The 13,883-nt window shown below is 54.6% G+C and carries 11 protein-coding genes; 7 read left to right on the top strand and 4 right to left on the bottom strand.

From position 1 onward, the window contains the following. Positions 1-13: 13 nt before the first annotated feature. Positions 14-1,030: a LacI family DNA-binding transcriptional regulator gene (locus tag KP80_RS07410; protein WP_052282954.1), complete on the bottom strand. Its 1,017-nt coding sequence runs from the start codon at positions 1,028-1,030 to the stop codon at positions 14-16. Positions 1,031-1,128: 98 nt separating this feature from the next. After that, complete coding sequence (locus KP80_RS07405) at positions 1,129-1,788, bottom strand: OmpA family lipoprotein (protein WP_052282953.1); 660 nt, start codon at positions 1,786-1,788, stop codon at positions 1,129-1,131. Between the two features lie 165 nt (positions 1,789-1,953). Between KP80_RS07405 and KP80_RS07400 the strand changes: the two genes are divergently transcribed. Further along, positions 1,954-4,287, top strand: a complete 2,334-nt coding sequence (locus KP80_RS07400) for a molybdopterin guanine dinucleotide-containing S/N-oxide reductase (RefSeq protein WP_072129068.1) — start codon at positions 1,954-1,956, stop codon at positions 4,285-4,287. On the opposite strand, the gene KP80_RS07395 is transcribed toward KP80_RS07400, so the two are convergent. After that, positions 4,265-4,696 carry an N-acetyltransferase gene (locus KP80_RS07395; RefSeq protein WP_052282951.1) on the bottom strand — a complete coding sequence of 144 codons (432 nt, stop codon included), beginning with the start codon at positions 4,694-4,696 and terminating at the stop codon, positions 4,265-4,267. The genes KP80_RS07400 and KP80_RS07395 overlap by 23 nt on opposite strands. Beyond that, the gene (gene tag / locus KP80_RS07390) at positions 4,674-5,255 is read right to left on the bottom strand and encodes a DNA-3-methyladenine glycosylase I (protein ID WP_052282950.1); all 582 of its coding nucleotides are present in this window, start codon (positions 5,253-5,255) and stop codon (positions 4,674-4,676) included. Before tag ends, KP80_RS07395 begins: the two co-directional genes overlap by 23 nt. Before the next feature lie 152 nt (positions 5,256-5,407). Here tag and KP80_RS07385 point away from each other — a divergent pair, with 152 nt between their 5' ends. The 6 genes from KP80_RS07385 to dppC all read left to right on the top strand — a co-directional run bounded on the left by KP80_RS07385 (position 5,408) and on the right by dppC (position 13,875). Beyond that, a complete protein-coding gene (locus KP80_RS07385; protein WP_052282949.1) occupies positions 5,408-6,115 on the top strand; it encodes an autotransporter domain-containing protein in 708 nt (235 codons plus the stop codon). Positions 6,116-6,287: 172 nt separating this feature from the next. Then, positions 6,288-7,490: an MFS transporter gene (locus KP80_RS07380; protein WP_052282948.1), complete on the top strand. Its 1,203-nt coding sequence runs from the start codon at positions 6,288-6,290 to the stop codon at positions 7,488-7,490. 214 nt (positions 7,491-7,704) lie between these two features. Then, positions 7,705-9,396, top strand: a complete 1,692-nt coding sequence (gene eptB / locus KP80_RS07375; RefSeq protein WP_052282947.1) for a kdo(2)-lipid A phosphoethanolamine 7''-transferase — start codon at positions 7,705-7,707, stop codon at positions 9,394-9,396. A 781-nt stretch (positions 9,397-10,177) separates the two neighbouring features. Beyond that, on the top strand, positions 10,178-11,785 hold the full coding sequence (dppA, locus tag KP80_RS07370) for a dipeptide ABC transporter periplasmic-binding protein DppA (RefSeq protein WP_052282946.1): 1,608 nt from the start codon (positions 10,178-10,180) through the stop codon (positions 11,783-11,785). Between the two features lie 158 nt (positions 11,786-11,943). Beyond that, the gene (dppB, locus tag KP80_RS07365) at positions 11,944-12,963 is read left to right on the top strand and encodes a dipeptide ABC transporter permease DppB (RefSeq protein ID WP_052282945.1); all 1,020 of its coding nucleotides are present in this window, start codon (positions 11,944-11,946) and stop codon (positions 12,961-12,963) included. 9 nt (positions 12,964-12,972) lie between these two features. Then, complete coding sequence (gene dppC, locus KP80_RS07360; RefSeq protein ID WP_052282944.1) at positions 12,973-13,875, top strand: dipeptide ABC transporter permease DppC; 903 nt, start codon at positions 12,973-12,975, stop codon at positions 13,873-13,875. Positions 13,876-13,883 lie beyond the last annotated feature (8 nt).

Genomic DNA, 13,883 nt, shown 5'->3' with positions numbered 1-13,883 from the left:
TCACGAAGGAATGTTAACGCGCCGTTGATCCGCGAACGATCAGCTCACCGGAAAAGACCTGCTCATGGATAGATTCGGAAACCCCTTCGATGCGCCGAACAACCTGCTCGACGGCGGCGTAGCCAATCTGCCAGGTCGGCTGTTTCAGGGTGGTGATGCCCACGCCTGCCAGTTCTGCCCATTCCAGTTCGTCAAAACCGAGTAGGCCAATATCGCTGCCCCAGTTCAGACCAATGCGTTTAAGCGAGCGGGCAACCTGTAGCGTTAATGCACCGTTGGCGGAAATAACCGCCTTGCGCATGCCGCGATGCTGCTGGTGGAACTGACGCAGAGTGTTATCAAGCTGGGTGTTTTCGGCCAGCGGCACTTCGGCGTTTTCGGCCACGACGCCGGGATAGCGGGCGAGGGTGGCACGAAAGGCGCTCAGGCGCTCGCGACGGGTATTGACGGTGCCCAGCGGTTCGCTGATAAACAGCAGCGCTTCAAAGCCCTGTTCGATAAGGTGTTCGGTGGCGGTTGTCGCGGCCTGGGTGTTATCCAGCCCTACGACATCACAGGAGAAATCCGGGATTTTTCGGTCAATCAGCACCATTGGCAGCGCGGACTGTTGCAGGCGCTGGAGACCTTCTTCCCGCATCCCCACGGCATTCACTACAATGCCTTCTACCTGATAACTGCGTAGCAGATCGAGATAGTGCAGCTCCTGGTTCACCTCGTTGTTGGTGTTACACACCAGCGGAGTAAAGCCTTTCTCACGGCAGGCCGCTTCGATACCGCTCAACACGTTGACGGAGTAGGGGTTGGTGATATCGGCGATGATAAGACCTATCAGGCGGGTACGGCCGCGTTTGAGGTTGCGGGCCATCAGGCTTGGGCGGTAGTCGAGTTCAGCAATGGCGGTTTCAATGCGTGCGAGAAGCGCATCTGAGAGCAGATGTTTTTCGCCATTCAGATAGCGTGAAATACTGGTTTTGCCGGTTTTTGCCGCTTTTGCCACATCGCTAATGGTGGGGCGTGCTGATTTTGCCATGGAAGTTCTCTCGCCTGAAAGTGAGAACACCTTAACGCGAAAATCTGGCTAAGCAAGTGTTTTGCCGGGTGGTGTTGCACCGCCCGGCAATAAAAAGATTACATCGGGCTGAGGGTGATCTCGACGCGGCGGTTCTGCGCTTTGCCCTCTTCGGTGCTGTTGCTAGCGATAGGATTCGCCGGGCCCATTCCGGAAGTGCGTACGCGCGCGGCTGCGACGCCCTGAGTGATGAGCGAGCTGGCAACTGAGTCGGCACGCTGCTGGGACAGTTTCATGTTCAGCTGCTGGCCGCCGGTGCTGTCGGTGTAACCGACGACGTTCACCGCGGTTTTCTCATACTCTTTCAGGACCATGGCGACGCCGACCAGCGTGTTGGCACCCGCGGGTTTCAGCGTGGAAGACGAACTGTCGAAGGTCACGTTGTTAGGCATATTGAGCACGATGTTGTCGCCGTTACGGGTGACGCTCACGCCGGTGCCCTGCATTTTCTGCCGCAGTTTCGCTTCCTGCGCATCCATGTAATAACCCACGCCGCCGCCCACGGCAGCACCCGCTGCGGCACCAATCAGTGCGCCTTTGCCTCGGTCGTGTTTAGACGATGACAGCGCACCGATACCGGCGCCGACTAATGAGCCCAGCCCTGCGCCGATCCCGGCTTTACCCGCTTCGCTTTCACCGGTATAGGGGTTAGTCGTACAGCCAGAAACCGCCATTGCGCCGCTCACCAGAGCCGCAATCATGAAAATGCGTTTTTTCATCTTATGTCCTTAATCCTTTTTATTCTTTGCCACGGCAGGTGTGGCGGTTGATTATGACGTGCAAAAGCGGGGAAAATTCCCCTCGATTTTTAACTTTTTGTAAATAATTTCGAGCGATGATGAAAGATCGCCGTAACACCTGCATCAGCTATCCAGGAGTATGCCTTGGCAAATTCAGCGACAACCAAAACCATCCTTACCGCCGCCCATTGGGGACCCATGTGGGTTGAAACTGACGGCGAGCAGGTTCTTTCCTCGCGCGGGGCGCTTAAAACCACGTTTACCAACTCGCTGCAAAGCGTGGTGCGCGACCAGGTGCACAGCAAAACGCGCGTGCGTTATCCGATGGTGCGTAAAGGATTTCTGGCATCGCCAGATAGCCCGCAGGGTGTGCGCGGGCAGGATGAATTTGTGCGGGTAAGCTGGGACGATGCGCTGGCGATGATCGACCGCCAGCACCGTCGTATTCGCGACAGCTATGGTCCATCGTCAATTTTCGCCGGTTCCTACGGCTGGCGTTCCAACGGGGTATTCCACAAAGCGGCGACGTTACTTCAGCGCTATATGAGCCTGGCAGGCGGCTATACCGGCCATCTTGGCGATTACTCGACTGGCGCGGCGCAGGCGATTATGCCCCACGTGGTGGGCGGCAATGAGGTTTATCAGCAGCAGACCAGCTGGCCGATGGTGCTGGAGCATTCTGACGTGGTGGTGCTGTGGAGTGCCAATCCGCTGAATACGCTGAAGATTTCTTGGAACGCTTCCGATGAGCAGGGGTTACCCTATTTTGAACAGCTGCGCCAAAGCGGCAAACGGCTGATCTGCATCGATCCGATGCGATCGGAAACTGTCGCCTTTTTCGGTGAATCAATGGAGTGGATTGCGCCGCATATGGGGACCGATGTGGCCATGATGCTGGGCATTGCCCATACGCTGCTGATCAATGACTGGCACGATGCGGAGTTTTTATCGCGCTACACTACCGGTTTCCCCACCTTTGCTGACTATCTGCTGGGCAAAAATGACGGTGAAGTCAAATCTGCCGAGTGGGCGGCGGCGATCTGCGGTGTCAGTGCGGCTAAAATCTGCGAACTAGCAGACATTTTCCGTCATAACACCACCATGTTGATGTCTGGATGGGGCATGCAGCGCCAGCAGTTTGGCGAGCAAAAACATTGGATGCTGGTGACCCTAGCCGCCATGCTGGGGCAAATTGGTACACCGGGCGGCGGGTTTGGCCTTTCTTACCATTTTGCCAACGGCGGTAATCCAACGCGTCGCGCAGCGGTGCTGGCCTCAATGCAGGGCACGGTGCAGGGCGGCGTTGATGCGGTAGATAAAATCCCGGTGGCGCGGATTGTTGAAGCGCTGGATAACCCCGGCGCGCCGTATCAGCACAACGGTCTGGATCGCCAATTCCCGGATATTCGCTTTGTCTGGTGGGCCGGCGGCGCTAACTTTACCCATCACCAGGACACCAACCGCTTGATTCGCGCCTGGCAAAAGCCGGAGTTGGTGATCATTTCTGAATGCAACTGGACGGCGGCAGCACGCCACGCGGATATTGTCCTGCCCGCCACCACCTCATTTGAACGCAACGACCTCACCATGACCGGCGATTACAGTAACCAGCATTTGGTGCCGATGAAGCGAGTGGTGATGCCACAGGATGAAGCGCGAGATGATTGGCAGGTGTTTGCCGATTTAAGCGAACTTTGGCAGTCGGGCGGACGTGCGCGTTATACCGAAGGTAAAAGCGAGCTGCAGTGGCTGGAGACGTTCTACAATATCGCCGCTGAGCGCGGTGCCAGCCAGCAGGTTACGTTGCCGCCGTTTGAACGCTTCTGGCAGGCCAACGAACTGATTGAGATGCCAGAGAGCGAACAAAACGCCGGGTTTGTGCGCTTTGGCGCGTTTCGCGCCGATCCGCAGGCGAACCCGCTCAAAACGCCGAGCGGTAAGATTGAGATCTATTCTGAGCGTATCGCCAGCTTCCAGTACCCGGACTGTCCGCCGCATCCAATGTGGCTGGAGCCTGACGAATGGCACGGCAACGCGCAGCCGGGCCAGCTTGAACTGCTGTCGGCCCATCCGGCGCACCGCCTGCACAGCCAGCTCAACCATACCTCGCTACGCGAACAGTACGCCGTGGCTGGACGCGAGCCGCTCACGCTACATCCGCAGGATGCACAGGCGCGGCAAATCAACGATGGGGACGTGGTACGGCTGTGGAACCACCGTGGGCAGGTGCTGGCGGGTGTGGTAGTGAGCGAAGACATTAAACCCGGCGTGATGTGCCTGCACGAAGGCGCGTGGCCCGATTTGGATCTGCAGGCCGGTGGCATCTGCAAAAACGGGGCGGTAAACGTGCTTACTAAAGATATCCCCAGCTCGCGGCTGGGGAATGGCTGTGCGGGGAATACAGCGTTGGCCTGGGTTGAAAAGTATAACGGCCCTGAACTCACGTTAACGGCGTTTAATCCGCCTGCCAACGCATAATCCAGGTAGGATGCCGGGTCTCTTCCTGCCACGCGCTGTCTTCAATACGAAAACCCTGCGCGTGGTAGAAATTCACCGCCCGACAGTTTTTTTGGTACACCTCAAGGCTTAAATCGGTAAAGTGCTGCTTAACCGCGTCCAGCAGTGCTGTACCGATACCGAGGTGGAAAAATTCCGGCGCGACAAATAGCGCCCCCACGAAGCGTCCTTGAATGACGCTCACAAACCCTCGCACCTGCTGTTCCTCCTCCCACACCCAGGTTTCGGCGGCCGGGAGGTAGGTATCGCGTACAATCGGCAGGCTCTCCTGCCAGTACTGCTCGGCGATAAACGGATGGGCGTAGGTTGTACTTTCCAGCCACAGCTCGAGTAAAGAATCGAACTGGTTAGTGTTCCATTTTCTGATCATGCTGAACTCCAGGATGGCAGAAGCAGCCCGTCACGTGGTCGCTGACCAGACCGCAGGCCTGCATGAAGGAATAACAAATCGTGGTGCCGACGAATTTAAAACCGCGCTTTTTCAGCGCCTTGGATAGCGCATCGGAGGCGGGCGTGGATGTCGCTATTTCAGCGAGCGTCGCGGCCTGGGTGACGATAGGTGTGTTATCGACAAATGACCATACGAAGGTATTGAAAGGCTCGCCGTTGGCTTCCATGGCCAGGAATGCGCGCGCGTTGCCGATAATGGCCTGAATTTTGCCCCGATGGCGAATGATGCCGGCATCCAATACCAGACGCTCGACGTCTTCTTCCGTCATGGCTGCCACTTTGACTGGGTCGAAGTGATGGAAGGCCTGACGATAGTTTTCGCGCTTCTTCAGCACGGTTATCCATGACAGCCCGGCCTGCTGGCCCTCGAGGCAGATCATTTCAAACAGTTTTTGGTTATCTTTTTGAGCGACACCCCACTCGGTATCGTGATATTCGATATAAAGCGGGTCCTGGCTTACCCAACCGCAACGCTGCATGTGATTCTCCCTTTTGCCAATGGCTCACCCACGATAATAAAACCCTGTACTTCGCTTGACGCCAATAATAAAGAGACAATAGTTAATACAGGGATCTTTCCCATAAAACATAACAATAACTGCCGAACCTGGCTCTTCTCTGGAGTCACTTGATGAATAATAAGAAATGCAATGGCCCCTGGCGATATGTTACGCCGGCATCGGTTTTCGTGTGGATGTTATTTTCCCCACATGCAAATGCCTGGCAACAGGAATATATCGTGTCTGACTCACAAAGTAATACTGCGGAGCGCTATACATGGGATAGCGATCACCAACCGCGCTACGATGACATTCTGGCGGAGCGCATTGAAGCCGTGCAGGCTGGCGCGGGACTGAATCTGAATTCACCGGATGATATGCCGCTGGATGCTACCAAAACGATGAGCTTTGGCTGGAATTTTCCGTTAACCAACAGCATCACGACGGGGCCTGTCGCCCAGTGGCACTATGACGGCTCTCCGGGCTTTATGTGGAATGAATTTGGCGACTCGGTGACCACGGCGTCGCTTACCGATCCGCTGTGGCATGCCAGCGTCAGTACCCTTGGCTGGCGGGTTGATTCGCACACCTGGCTTGGTATCAGGCCATGGGCGCAGGTGAGTTATAACCAACAGTTTGGCGAGAACCAGTGGAAGGCGCAGTCTGGTTTAAATCGGATGCCGACCGCGACGCAGGATGGCAACTGGGTCGATGTGACCGTCGGTGCCGACATGTTACTGAATTCACATCTGGCTGCCTATGCGGCGCTGTCGCAGGCGGATAATATGCCCACCGGCGTTAACTATTTTTATACGATGGGCGTCAGCGCGCGCTTCTGAGTTCGTCAGTTTTTATTACCAACATCAGCGGCTGTTCATTTTTTTCAATGTCATTCATTCCGCCGCTGATGCATTTCATTCCGTCCTGAATGCACTTCATGCCTTTTTTGAACTGAGAAAATGCTAACTTCGTTATCGTTGGCAGCAGTTAATCTACGAAGGCATCTTCATCATGAACGCTGCAACTAAAAATCATACTCGCTGGCTGACATTGTTCGGCACCATCATCACCCAATTCGCTTTAGGTTCAGTCTATACCTGGAGCTTGTTCAACAGCGCGCTGTCCAGCAAGCTGGATGCCTCGGTCAGCCAGGTGGCGTTCTCCTTCGGTTTATTGAGCCTGGGGCTGGCGCTCTCGTCCTCCGTTGCCGGTAAACTGCAGGAGCGCTTCGGCGTTAAACACGTCACCATGGCTTCCGGCATCCTGTTGGGTATCGGTTTCTTCCTGACCGCACATGCTAATAGCTTACCTATGCTGTGGCTGAGCGCCGGGGTGATTGTGGGTCTTGCCGATGGTGCGGGGTATCTGCTGACGCTGTCCAACTGCGTTAAATGGTTCCCTGAGCGCAAAGGACTGATTTCTGCCTTTGCTATCGGTTCTTATGGCCTCGGTAGCTTGGGGTTCAAATTTATCGATAGCCATCTGCTGGCAACCGTGGGCCTGGAAAAAACCTTCATGATCTGGGGCGCGATTGTGCTGGTGATGATTGTCTTCGGCGCGATGTTGATGAAAGATGCACCGAACCAGGCCGTTGCGAGCCATAACGGGGTGATGGAAAACGACTTCACGCTGGCTGAATCCATGCGTAAACCGCAGTACTGGATGCTGGCTGTAATGTTCCTGACCGCCTGTATGAGCGGCCTGTACGTTATCGGTGTAGCAAAAGATATTGCCCAGGGCATGGTACATCTGGACCTGGCGACCGCCGCTAACGCCGTAACCATCATCTCGATTGCCAACCTGAGCGGCCGTCTGGTGCTGGGTATCCTGTCCGACAAAATCTCTCGTATTCGCGTTATCACTATCGGTCAGATTATTTCGCTAGTGGGGATGGCCGCACTGTTGTTCGCTCCGCTAAATGAAGTGACCTTCTTCGCGGCGATTGCCTGTGTTGCTTTCAACTTCGGTGGCACCATTACCGTCTTCCCATCGCTGGTAAGCGAGTTCTTCGGTCTGAATAATCTGGCGAAAAACTACGGTGTGATTTACTTAGGCTTCGGGATTGGGAGCATCTGTGGTTCGCTGATTGCATCGCTGTTCGGCGGCTTCTATGTCACCTTCTGCGTTATCTTCGCCCTGCTGATTATTTCCCTGGCGCTGTCGACCACAATCCGTCAGCCAAAAACTGAAATCCTGCACCAGGCTCACGCTTAAAAATAATTACCTCACTTATTAAGTAGATTCTGGCCAGATATTTTTGTAAATATCTGGCCAGATCACGATCCCCGCGAATACTTTTCCCCTTTCTTGTTGTCTACTTACCGCGCTTGCATATGAGGCCAGAATGGCTCATGACATTTATTCTCGGGCCTGACGATTTTTGTCGTCTTTGTCCGTTTTTTGTTTTCCCTTTTCCCAGGGTTTTTGCATGAAATATATAAAATCGATGTCTCAGCAGACGCTGTGTGTGCTGCTGGCGGTTTACATCGGCTGGTTGATGAACTATTCCGTGTTCGTCCGCCGGTTTGAAGGCTATCTACAGGATTTTAGCGTCGAAAAAGGGATTTTCATTGCTATCGAACTTGTGGGTACTTTGCTAGTGACCTTCTTCTTGCTGCGTTTGCTGTCGCTCGGTGGACGTACTTTGTGGAAAGTCCTGGCCACGTTAGTGGTGCTGATTTCCGCCGGTGCCAGCTACTACATGACCAATCTGAATGTGGTGATTGGCTACGGCATAATCGCCTCGGTGATGACTACCGATGTCGATCTCTCCAAAGAAGTGGTGGGCTGGCACTTTATCTCCTGGCTAGTGCTGACCAGCATCGTACCGCTGGCCTTTATCTGGCTCAACGGGGCGCGTGACACGCTGTTGCAGCAGTTACGTACCCCAGGTCAGCGGATACGCAGCGTGGCGATTATTCTCGTCTGCGCGTTGCTGGTGTGGGGGCCGATTCGCCTGATGGAAGCGCATCTTAAAGAGAGTGAGCGCCTATCTCAGGTTGATTTGCCAAGCTACGGCGGCGTGCTGGCAAACTCCTATTTACCGAGCAACTGGGTTTCTGCGCTGAGCCTGTACGGTTGGACGCAGATCGATGAATCTTTTGATACCAAAGAGCTAATCGACCCGGCTAAGAAATTCACCTACGTTGCGCCTGAGGGGATCGATGATACCTATGTGGTGTTTATCATCGGTGAAACCACCCGTTGGGATCATATGGGGCTGTTTGGCTACGCGCGTGATACCACGCCTGAGCTGGCCAAAGAGAAAAACCTGGTCGCGTTCCGCGGATACTCCTGCGATACCGCCACCAAGCTGTCGCTGCGCTGCATGTTCGTGCGACAGGGTGGGGCCAGCGATAATCCACAGCGTACGGTCAAAGAGCAAAACGTATTTGCCGTGTTGCACCAGCTCGGCTTTACCGGTGATTTGCTGGCGATGCAAAGCGAGCTGTGGTTCTACAGCAACACCATGGCGAATAACATCGCCTATCGTGAGCAGATTGGTGCTGAGCCGCGTAACCGCGGCAAGAGTGTGGACGATATGCTGCTCGCCGACGAGCTTAAAAACGTGCTGGCACGTAGCGGAGTTGACGGTAAGCATCTGATTATTCTTCATACCAAAGGCTCACACTTTAACTATACCCAGCGCTACCCACGCAGCTTTGCGAAGTGGCAGCCGGAGTGCGTGAACGTGGATGATAAATGCACGAAGGCGGAGCTGATTAACTCCTACGATAACTCGATAACCTACGTCGACCACTTCCTGGTGAATGTGTTTGACCAGATGCGCGATAAGAAGGCGATTGTCTTCTTTGCCGCTGATCATGGCGAGTCGATCAACGAGCATGAACGTCTGCACGGCACGCCGCGCAAGATGGCACCGCCGGAGCAGTTCCGCGTGCCGATGATGGTGTGGATGTCGGATAAGTATCTGGAAAATCCGGACCACGCTCGCTCTTTCGCCTATCTGCAGCAGCAGGCGGCGATGAAGCAGCCTAAGCGTCACGTTGAGCTTTACGATACGATCATGGGCTGTCTGGGCTACACCTCGCCGGACGGCGGTATTAATGAGTACAACAACTGGTGCCATGTGCCTGAGAAGGCAGTAAAAGCGCAGTAATGGCTTTCTCTTGACTGGGAGGCCAAAACCGCTCAAAAGCTAACACCGTTCACTAAAGCAAAGCGATTAGGGGAAACGCCGGGATTTAGTTCCCGGAGGGACGCCAAACCCGGTGGTCGCCCCGGGTATCTCAATCTTAAACTGACGGTGTTAGCTTAAAGAGCGGTTTTTTTATGTCATGCCCCCGGGGTATCAGCCATTTCGGTGGCGAAAACTAAGAGGCTGGCCCACGGTCCAGCGCCGCAAACTCTTCCCCTGTTTGTTCACAATTCTGTGACATATTCCATTGCTTTTTTTTATGCATAGCGGAATCTTTTTTCACGCTGCTTATGGCTAGACCCAGCATTTTCACCTGTGCGTTTTAACGTTCACGGCATTAATCGCTCAGATAATCAGCATATCGAAATAAATTTTTCACATATAGGCTAATTGTTAATCACTAAATGTTGCAAAGTATTAAGTGAATAACTCTGCTTTATTGCCCATAGCATAAATTTCTCTGCTGAAAATAGTCCTTCGGGGTTTTTTTAATCTTTGCCCATCCATTCTCACCTTCAATACAAATCCCGGATAACTGTATTGACGTTTTCACATTCTATTGACAGATTGTAGGGCATGAGGGGCATTTCATGGAGAATCCGCGCTGCAACTCAGTTGTTCCAGTGAAAGGAATCCCGCCTCTACAACACATCGACCAAGCCGGGTAAAACACAAATAAAGGCCAGGCGGTGTAACCCAATGCAAAGGGTAAAAACAACACAAATCACTTTGGAGCAGAATAATGAGTATTTCCTTGAAGAAGTCAGGGATGCTGAAGCTGGGTCTGAGCCTGGTCGCCATGACCGTCGCTGCCAGCGTACAGGCGAAAACCCTGGTTTATTGTTCAGAAGGCTCGCCGGAAGGCTTTAACCCACAGCTCTTCACGTCTGGTACCACCTATGATGCCAGCTCCGTGCCAATCTATAACCGTCTGGTTGAATTCAAAACCGGTACCACGGAAATCGTTCCGGGTCTGGCTGAGAAGTGGGACATCAGTGCAGACGGCAAAACCTACACCTTCCACCTGCGTCAGGGCGTAAAGTGGCAGGACAGCAAAGACTTCAAACCGACGCGTGACATGAACGCCGACGATATCGTCTTCTCCTTCGACCGTCAGAAAAATGCCCAAAACCCGTACCACAAAGTCTCTGGCGGCAGCTATGAATACTTTGAAGGCATGGGCCTGCCAGACCTGATTAGCGAAGTGAAAAAAGTCGACGATAATACCGTTCAGTTCGTGCTGACTCGTCCGGAAGCACCATTCCTGGCCGACCTGGCGATGGACTTCGCGTCTATTCTGTCAAAAGAATATGCTGACAACATGCTGAAAGCCGGTACGCCGGAGAAAGTTGACCTGAATCCAATCGGTACCGGTCCATTCCAGCTGCAGCAGTACCAGAAAGACTCCCGTATTCTGTACAAAGCGTTCCCGGGCTACTGGGGCACCAAGCCGCAGATCGATCGTCTGGTCTTCTCCATCACGCCTGACGCTTCCGTGCGTTACGCTAAGCTGCAAAAAAACGAATGCCAGGTGATGCCGTACCCGAACCCGGCAGACATCGCGCGCATGAAAGAAGACAAGAGCATCAACCTGATGGAACAGGCTGGCCTGAACGTGGGTTACCTCTCCTTCAACACCGAGAAAAAACCGTTTGATGATGTGAAAGTGCGTCAGGCACTGACCTACGCGGTCAACAAAGAAGCGATTATCAAAGCGGTTTATCAGGGGGCAGGCGTTGCGGCTAAGAACCTGATCCCACCAACCATGTGGGGCTATAACGACGACGTCAAAGACTATACCTACGATCCGGAAAAAGCGAAGGCACTGCTGAAAGAAGCGGGCCAGGATAAAGGCTTTACCGTTGAGCTGTGGGCGATGCCGGTACAGCGTCCATACAACCCGAACGCTCGCCGTATGGCTGAGATGATTCAGGCTGACTGGGCGAAAATCGGCGTACAGGCCAAAATCGTGACCTACGAGTGGGGCGAATACCTCAAGCGTGCGAAAGCCGGTGAACACCAGGCTGTCATGATGGGCTGGACCGGCGACAATGGGGATCCGGACAACTTCTTCGCGACGCTGTTCAGCTGTGCTGCGGCGAAAGACGGTTCCAACTACTCCCGCTGGTGCTACAAGCCGTTTGAAGATCTGATTCAACCGGCGCGTGCGACCGACAACCACGAAAAACGCGTTGAACTGTACAAACAGGCTCAGGTAGTGATGCACGATCAGGCTCCTGCTCTGATTGTCGCTCACTCAACCGTATACGAGCCGGTGCGTAAAGAAGTCAAAGGCTATGTGGTTGATCCATTAGGTAAGCACCACTTCGAAAACGTATCTATCGAATAATAAAGACGACGCCTTAACCGGCAGCGCACGCTTCCTACCCCCTTGGGGTGGGAAGCCGCGCCGTATCTGCGTCTGTCTCATTTGGGGCTGGCGGCAGATTTGTGAGCAATACAGACGTCCTGTGACCAGGCGGGCCGTCATTATAGAGAATCAGGGCTATGTTGCAGTTTATCCTCAAACGGTTGGGTCTGGTGATCCCAACGTTTATCGGTATCACCCTCCTGACGTTTGCCTTCGTGCATATGATCCCCGGCGACCCGGTGATGATTATGGCCGGCGAACGCGGTATCTCCCCTGAGCGTCACGCCCAGCTTCTTGCTGAGCTTGGCCTCGATAAGCCGATGTGGCAACAGTACCTCCACTATATCTGGGGCGTGCTGCACGGTGATTTAGGGATGTCATTAAAAAGCCGACTTCCGGTGTGGGACGAGTTTGTGCCGCGTTTTAAAGCGACGCTGGAACTCGGTATCTGCGCCATGATTTTTGCTGTCGCCGTTGGTATTCCAGTTGGCGTACTGGCTGCGGTTAAACGCGGTTCCATCTTCGACCACACCGCCGTTGGCCTTGCGCTGACCGGCTACTCCATGCCGATTTTCTGGTGGGGCATGATGCTGATTATGCTGGTCTCGGTGCAGTGGAACCTGACGCCGGTTTCCGGGCGCGTGAGCGATATGGTGTTTCTTGATGACAGCAACCCGCTGACCGGCTTTATGCTGATTGACACTGCTATCTGGGGCGAGCAGGGCAACTTTATCGATGCGCTGGCGCATATGGTTCTACCGGCGATGGTGCTGGGTACCATCCCACTGGCGGTTATCGTGCGTATGACCCGTTCGTCGATGCTGGAAGTGCTGGGCGAAGACTACATTCGTACCGCTCGCGCCAAAGGGCTGACGCGCATGCGCGTCATCGTGGTTCACGCCCTGCGTAACGCGATGCTGCCGGTGGTCACCGTTATCGGTCTCCAGGTCGGTACGCTGCTGGCCGGGGCGATTTTGACGGAAACCATCTTCTCCTGGCCAGGACTGGGACGCTGGTTGATTGATGCTCTGCAGCGCCGCGACTATCCGGTGGTTCAGGGCGGGGTGCTGCTGGTGGCGACGATGATTATTCTCGTCAACCTGCTGGTGGACCTGCTGTACGGCGTGGTGAACCCGCGCATCCGTCATAAGAAGTAAGGGGCCGTCATGACACAAGTTACTGAGAATAAAGCGGTGTCCGCACCGGTGCCGATGACCCCTTTCCAGGAATTCTGGCACTACTTTAAACGCAATAAAGGCGCCGTGATTGGCCTGGTCTATGTGGCCATCGTGCTGTTTATTGCCATCTTCGCCAACTGGATTGCGCCGTATAACCCGGCGGATCAGTTCCGCGATAGCCTGTTGGCGCCACCTGCGTGGCAGGAAGGCGGCTCATGGGCGCATCTGCTGGGTACCGATGACGTTGGCCGTGATGTGCTGTCGCGCTTGATGTACGGCGCGCGTCTGTCGCTGTTGGTCGGTTGTCTGGTGGTGGTGCTTTCGTTGGTGATGGGGATTGTCCTCGGCCTGGTTGCCGGTTACTTCGGCGGCATCGTCGACAACATCATCATGCGCGTCGTCGATATCATGCTGGCGCTGCCAAGCCTGCTGCTGGCGCTGGTGCTGGTGGCGATCTTCGGCCCGTCGATTGGTAACGCCGCGCTGGCGCTGACGTTCGTGGCTCTTCCTCACTACGTGCGCTTAACGCGTGCAGCGGTGCTGGTGGAAGTGAACCGCGATTATGTGACGGCCTCTCGTGTGGCAGGCGCTGGCGCAATGCGCCAGATGTTCGTCAATATTTTCCCAAACTGCCTCGCGCCGCTGATCGTTCAGGCGTCGCTCGGTTTTTCTAACGCCATTCTCGATATGGCTGCCCTTGGCTTCCTGGGGATGGGCGCACAGCCGCCTACGCCAGAATGGGGTACCATGCTCTCTGACGTTCTGCAGTTCGCGCAAAGCGCCTGGTGGGTTGTGACCTTCCCAGGTCTGGCGATTCTGCTGACGGTGCTGGCATTTAACCTGATGGGTGACGGTCTGCGTGATGCGCTCGATCCCAAACTGAAGCAGTAAGAGGTTCG

It is taken from the genome of Kluyvera genomosp. 1 (assembly GCF_001266615.1).
Lineage (GTDB): Bacteria > Pseudomonadota > Gammaproteobacteria > Enterobacterales > Enterobacteriaceae > Kluyvera > Kluyvera cryocrescens_A.
Note: the sequence above shows the minus strand (reverse complement) of the source record. Positions and strands in the feature narration are given on the sequence as shown.

What these genes read in the sequence shown, in the direction of transcription:
- dppA (WP_052282946.1), top strand. Translation starts at nt 10,178, where the DNA reads ATGAGTATTTCCTTGAAGAAGTCAGGGATGCTGAAGCTGGGTCTGAGC.
- KP80_RS07395 (WP_052282951.1), bottom strand. Translation starts at nt 4,696, where the DNA reads ATGATCAGAAAATGGAACACTAACCAGTTCGATTCTTTACTCGAGCTG.
- dppC (WP_052282944.1), top strand. Translation starts at nt 12,973, where the DNA reads ATGACACAAGTTACTGAGAATAAAGCGGTGTCCGCACCGGTGCCGATG.
- KP80_RS07410 (WP_052282954.1), bottom strand. Translation starts at nt 1,030, where the DNA reads ATGGCAAAATCAGCACGCCCCACCATTAGCGATGTGGCAAAAGCGGCA.
- dppB (WP_052282945.1), top strand. Translation starts at nt 11,944, where the DNA reads ATGTTGCAGTTTATCCTCAAACGGTTGGGTCTGGTGATCCCAACGTTT.
- KP80_RS07385 (WP_052282949.1), top strand. Translation starts at nt 5,408, where the DNA reads ATGAATAATAAGAAATGCAATGGCCCCTGGCGATATGTTACGCCGGCA.
- eptB (WP_052282947.1), top strand. Translation starts at nt 7,705, where the DNA reads ATGAAATATATAAAATCGATGTCTCAGCAGACGCTGTGTGTGCTGCTG.
- tag (WP_052282950.1), bottom strand. Translation starts at nt 5,255, where the DNA reads ATGCAGCGTTGCGGTTGGGTAAGCCAGGACCCGCTTTATATCGAATAT.
- KP80_RS07380 (WP_052282948.1), top strand. Translation starts at nt 6,288, where the DNA reads ATGAACGCTGCAACTAAAAATCATACTCGCTGGCTGACATTGTTCGGC.
- KP80_RS07405 (WP_052282953.1), bottom strand. Translation starts at nt 1,788, where the DNA reads ATGAAAAAACGCATTTTCATGATTGCGGCTCTGGTGAGCGGCGCAATG.